This is a genomic window from Caenimonas soli (genome assembly GCF_013155545.1).
GTDB lineage: Bacteria > Pseudomonadota > Gammaproteobacteria > Burkholderiales > Burkholderiaceae_C > Ramlibacter > Ramlibacter soli.
The window spans coordinates 1-5,957 of the sequence record NZ_JABJVV010000037.1 but is presented as its reverse complement, the minus strand read 5'-3'; the positions used below and the strand labels follow the sequence as shown (position 1 = coordinate 5,957).

The 5,957-nt window shown below is 64.1% G+C and carries 4 protein-coding genes; 1 reads left to right on the top strand and 3 read right to left on the bottom strand.

What is annotated here, in order from left to right; translation table 11 throughout:
• Positions 1-3,224, bottom strand: a 3,224-nt coding sequence (locus tag HNE04_RS27695) for a DUF5801 repeats-in-toxin domain-containing protein (RefSeq protein WP_207717755.1), incomplete at its 3' end; no start/stop codon positions are given.
• A 69-nt stretch (positions 3,225-3,293) separates the two neighbouring features.
• A complete protein-coding gene (locus HNE04_RS27690; RefSeq protein WP_172227086.1) occupies positions 3,294-3,614 on the bottom strand; it encodes a hypothetical protein in 321 nt (106 codons plus the stop codon).
• Positions 3,615-4,178: 564 nt separating this feature from the next.
• On the opposite strand from HNE04_RS27690, the gene HNE04_RS27685 reads away from it, so the two are divergent.
• On the top strand, positions 4,179-5,687 hold the full coding sequence (locus HNE04_RS27685; protein WP_172227083.1) for a S8 family peptidase: 1,509 nt from the start codon (positions 4,179-4,181) through the stop codon (positions 5,685-5,687).
• A gap of 39 nt (positions 5,688-5,726) precedes the next feature.
• On the opposite strand, the gene HNE04_RS27680 is transcribed toward HNE04_RS27685, so the two are convergent.
• Positions 5,727-5,957, bottom strand: a 231-nt coding sequence (locus HNE04_RS27680) for a hypothetical protein (protein ID WP_207717513.1), incomplete at its 5' end; no start/stop codon positions are given.

Genomic DNA, 5,957 nt, shown 5'->3' with positions numbered 1-5,957 from the left:
CCGCCGGCAGTCAATCCATCGATCGTCGACACGGTGCTCGTGGTGGAGACAAATCCTTCGACAAGGTCCAGCTTGTAGGTGCCGTTGGCCAATGCCGTCAGGAAGTAATTAATCGGCGCGTCGGTCGTGCCTGGGTTGTTGTCGAAGTCAGCGCTGAGCGTTCCGCTGAAAAGGAAGTCGCCGCTCGCATTCGGTGACCCTGCCAGTGGCTCTAACGTGGCCGTCCCGGTGGCGGTCGTGCTGTTGGGCCGCACGATCGTGAATCCCGTCACATTGATGTCCAGTCCCGTGACCCCTGGAGCGATGCCGTCGGTTCCGGCGTTGGAGGTCCAGTTGCCGTACTGCGGGTTGATGCTGCCGGTGCCGATCAAGTTGCCGAAGGCCACGCTGACCCCGTCGTCGTCGAAGTTGATCTTGTCACCGACCGCGGTCGAAGTGGACGCGGTGTCGTTGTCATTGTCGGTGACCGTCACCACCGCGTTGACCAGGCCGGTCAGGTCGATCCTTTCATCGAATGAGCCCGCTGGCGTCGTGCCGTTGCCGGGTGTCGGGTGCTTGAGCGACACGTACTGCGCCACCGCCAGCCGGCCGCCTTGGTCGATCGCGATCGCGAACGCCGCCGGGTCGGCTGCCGTGACGGTGCCGTTGTTCACGTCATAGCGGCCGACGATCAGGTCGCCTTCCTTGAACAGCACGATGTTCTTGCCGTCGGTGGTATCGAGCAGCGAGTCGGTGCCGTCGCCGCCGGTGATCGACAGCGAGAACACCGTCGACTTGGCGTCGTCGGTGCCACCGGAGCTGCCGGTCGATGCCACCACCGCGCCGCCGCTCAGTGCGTACTGCGGCAAATTGGTGTCCGTGCCTGCACCCGAGATGGCGAACAAGGCTGCCAGCGTCGTCGCCGGGTTGCCGCCAGTGCCGTCGGGATCGAAAGCCGTGGTGCCTGCCACGTCGTCATCCTGGATGCCGGACGACTCGTCGACGATCACCTCGCTGGTGCCCAGGGCGATACCGGCCGTCGGGCCGTCGTCGTCGAAGTTGATCTTGTCACCGACGGCGGTCGAGTTCGACGCCGTGTCGTTGTCGTTGTCGGTGACCGTGACCACCGCGTTGACCAGGCCGGTCAGGTCGATCCGTTCGTCATGGGACCCTGCGGGCGTGGTGCCATCGCCGGCCGTCGGGTGCTTGAGCGACACGTACTGCGCCACCGCCAGCCGCCCGCCCTGGTCGATCGCGATCGCGAACGCCGCCGGGTCGGTTGCATCCACGGTGCCGTTGTTCACGTCATAGCGGCCGACGATCAGGTCGCCTTCCTTGAACAGCTTCACATCCTTGCCGTCGGTCGTATCGAGCAGCGAATCGGTGCCGTTCACACCTCCGGCGATCGCCAGCGAGAACACCGTCGACTTCAGGCCGTCGGTGCCGCCGGAGCTGCCGGTCGATGCCACCACCGCGCCGCCGCTCAGTGCGTACTGCGGCAAATTGGTGTCCGTGCCTGCACCCGAGATGGCAAACAAGGCTGCCAGCGTCGTCGCCGGGTTGCCGCCAGTGCCGTCGGGATCGAAAGCCGTGGTGCCTGCCACGTCGTCATCCTGGTCGCCGGACGACTCGTCGACGATCACCTCGCTGGTGCCCGCCACGACGGCGGCGGTAGGGCCGTCGTCCTGGAAAGTCAGCTCCTGGAACGGGGTCGGAACGGTACTTGCGCTGATCAGGCTGAACCCGCCGATGTCGAAGGCGGAGTTGAACTTTGCGTCAGTGTTGCCGACGTTGTCGATCAGCACCCGGTTGTGCAAGGAATCGGTCTTGTAGTCGATGACGTCGCCGGCCAGCGCGCCGGTGATCTTCACCGTGGTCCCCGAGAAGTCCACGGTAATGTCGCTGAGCGGACCACCGGGTGGGCTGCTGGTGGGGGAGCCGCTTTCTGAATAGCTGAGGTTGTAGGTCGTCAATGTCTTTCCGGTCTTGACGACGCGGGTGATCGTGACGGAGGAAATATTGACCAGGCTGTCGTCGTCGCCACCGTGGATGTCTACCCCGGTGCCGTCGTTCAGTCCGTCGATGAAATCAACGCCCTTCTCCGTTCCGTCCGCGTTGTTCAATGCGGTGAGACGCAGCGTGGCCGCCTTGGGCGGCTGCATCTGGACGACCGTGAAGATCGCCTCGGTCTGGCCCAGGTAGGAGTCGAAATCGATGTTGGCTTCGACGTCCGCCTCGTTCTGGTCCAGGTTGGGGACGGTCAACGGCGCCGACGCCGCAGAAAGCTTGACGAAGGTGAAATACATGCCTTCGTTCGGGTCGATCATCTGGTTGTTGGAGCCGATGGTCGTCTTGCCGCCGCCCTGCCCCGTATTGACGGTGTCGCCACCGGTGATGCCGCTGGAGTCGATCGACTGGTTGATGGGGTTCTTGCCGGTGACGACGATGGCGGTCTCGCCCGCGGCAGGCGAGCCGTCCGCGTACATCAGGAAGAGGTTCTGGCCGGAGGGCGCGCCTTCCAGCGAGAACTCGGTCCGGGTGCTGACGCCAACGTTCAGCGGGTCGAACAGGAGCCTGGCGTCATCATAGGCGGCGGCCGTCGAGCCGGCGGTCCCGTGCTGGATCGGCTGGTACTCCACCATCCAGACCTTGGCGCCCACCGCATTCAGATCGGAAGACTGGACGACGCCCGAAGCATTCGTCGGCTGCAGGTACGCGGCGAAAATCAAAGCGCCGTTCGGGTCCGCAACGCCGCCGGCGCCGCTGACATTGGCCTTGATGCCGAAAACGGCGTTGTTCTCATCCACGCCGGCGAGGTCGGCCGGCAGTGCACCGTTGACAGTGCGAGTACCCACCAGGGCCGAGTAGCTGTAGAGGAATATCTTGTAGCCATCGGCGGTCATCAGGAAGTCCGTCGCGCCGGCCCCGAACTTGGCTACATCGCCATCCAACGGCTGGCCTGCGCTGTCGGTAAAGGCCAGGTTGGTGACGTTGGGCCCCAGGCCGGTGATCAGCGGCGTACCGGTCGGGTGGGCGGCATCGGCATTGCTCACCGAAACGCCGGTCGGCGATACGCCCGTCCCCGCTACCGCAGCCAGAAGAAGGTCAAATTCAGGCGCTCCTGCTGGCGCGCTGAGCGTGGCCAAGCTGACGTCGTTATCGGCAAATACGTTCGAGGTGCTCGAGGCGTTCTGTGTGCCCGATGTTTCGTCGATCGCCAGTGACCCGGATATTGTTAAAGGCATGATCTGGAACTCCTAGAAAGCGCCGGTCATGAATCCCTGACCGTTAGGGCTGTGTCAAAAGATGGGCGTCTACCGTGGCGAGCGGTAGAGCAGGGCGAGCCCGCCCGTTGCGGGCGTGCCCAGGACAGTCGCATCGCCGCCAAACCGCGTCACGAAACCAGCTACCGTTTCCGGCGCGGCGCCGTCGGCCGGGGCAACGTCACAAACACTCACGTCGATCACACCCGCTGTAGGGGGTGACTCCGAAAAGCGATAGATCGTCAGCTGGTGCGTGGCACAGGCGCCACTCTCGGCAGTCAGATTCTCGATCACGAAAACTTCGCGCTCGTGTGCACTGCCGGGGACTGGCTCCTCGGCCGGGTAACCGCACGTGTCGGATTTGATGCGCATAACTGGCTCCACTTTTGGTTGTCGATCGTTCATGGGAGGCCATCGACAATAAACAGCGCAGCTCGCGCTGCAAATACACCTCATGGAGTACCTGGAGCTCCCCACATCGAACGTCGAGCAGTGATTGCCGAGCACCAAATGGACTACCTAGTTTTTTTCAGCTGCCCCGCTGAGAGCACTTTTTTCATTGGGATGCGCATGGGCTGGTACGAAGGTTCGGGCTGACCCTGCCAGGCGCTCCCCGCAGTGCGGATATCGCCTGCCTTCTAAAAGCAACCTACGGTAACTTCTGGCGCACCTCGTATGCGTTGAGGGCAGGGCCTTGCTCATGCCCATCGGCTCAGCTGGACAGTGGCCAGCCTACTGATGTGCTGAGCCAGGCACCTCAGCTGGCAGCGGACCGCTGGCAACTGACGAGTTTGCCGGCTCATCAATTGTTAAAGACCAGCTCATCCACTTACTTTTTCCCGTTCGCCAAACTGTCGTGTTGGCCTTCATGAGCTCTACCATGCGGGACGGCTGAGCTCGCTCTCAGCACAGCCGTCTTTCAACAGGGTTTGCTTCATGAAGTTTCTTTCTCTTGCCGCGGCCGCAATGGTCGTTCTCTCGCCGGTCTCGTTCGCACAGACGACTGACGCCCCTTCTCATCCGTTTGCCCAATCGCAGCCAATTCCCGGACGCTACATCGTGGTGTTCAAGAAAAGCGTGCCGAACGCCGCTGCCGAGGCTGCCAATCTGATGAACGGTCAGGGGGGCCAGCTGCACCACACCTATTCCGGCGCGCTCAAGGGCTTTGCCGCCAGCCTGCCGGATGCCGCCCTGCAAGGCATTCGCAACAACCCGAATGTCGAGTACATCGAGCAGGACCACACGGTGTCGCTCAAGCAAACGCAGAACCAGGCCACTTGGGGCCTGGACCGCATCGACCAGGCCGACCGCCCGCTGGACACCCAGTACAACTTCACCAACAACGGCGCCGGCGTCCACGCCTTCGTCATCGACACCGGCATCCGGCCCGACCACGTCGAGTTTTCCGGCCGCCTGCGGCCCGGCTTCAGCGCCATCGCCGACGGCAATGGCACCAACGACTGCAACGGCCATGGCACGCACGTGGCAGGCACGGTCGGCGGTACCACCTGGGGTGTGGCCAAGGGAGTGGCGATCACTCCCGTTCGAGTGCTCGACTGCGCGGGCTCGGGCGCCTGGAGCGGCGTAATCGCCGGCATCGACTACGTCGCCAACAGCACGCTGCGACCCGCTGTGGCCAACATGTCGCTGGGCGGAGCCGCATCCGCGGCGGTGGACGCGGCCGTGGCCGGCGCAGTCGCCAAAGGCGTCACCGTCGCGGTGGCGGCTGGCAACAACGGCGCCGACGCCTGCAACTACTCCCCGGCGCGCGAGCCCAGCGCGGTCACCGTGGGGGCATCGACCAACATCGACTATCGAGCGTCCTATTCCAACTACGGCGCCTGCGTGGACATCTTTGCCCCCGGCCACAGCATCACGTCGGCCTGGAACACCAGCGCCACTGCCAGCAACACCATAGGCGGCACGTCGATGGCCTCCCCGCACGTGGCCGGCGTTGCAGCGCTGGCCTTGGCGGCCAACCCGGCGGCCACGCCTGCCGACGTGACTGCCTTTCTGACCTCCACTGCCACGCCCAACCGCCTGCAGCTGTTTGCCGCTGCCACCCCGAACCTGCTGCTTTACTCGCTGGGCTCGGGCGGAAACGTGACGCCGGCGCCGCAGCCCACCAAGACCGTTGCCTTGAAGTCCATGAGCGGCAGCTCGGCCAAGACGGGCGGCAACTGGCGGGCCTCCGCCACGGTTACCGTGCGGGACATCAACAGCGGCGCGCTGATTCCCAACGCCACTGTGAGCGGCAGCTTCTCCCCCGGCGGCAACGGTAGTTGCGTCACCGCCAGCAACGGCGCCTGCACGATGACCAGTTCGGCCATCAAGAGCAACGCGGCGGCGAGCAGCACGCTCACCGCCACGGGCATCTCCGGCACGCTCCTGAATTACGACGCAAGCCAGAACGCGATCAGCCAGATCGTCATCTCCAAGCCCTGAGATCCGCAATCAGGCCGGGCCTTGCGGCCCGGCCTGCGCTCAGACGATCGTGGTGATGTCGGTTGCGGCAAGATCAACACCCACCACCGTGACAATGGTGTGCTGGCCGCCTGCCGTTTCGGTGATATCCACGATGCTGTTGGCGCCGGTATTGTCGATCGTGAAGCTGTTGGCTCCCAGCAGCACCAGCTTGTCGACGCCCGGCGTGAAGGCGTTGGCCTGGTACGTATTCTTCGTATCGGGCAGGTCGATGTTGAACGCATCGGCGCC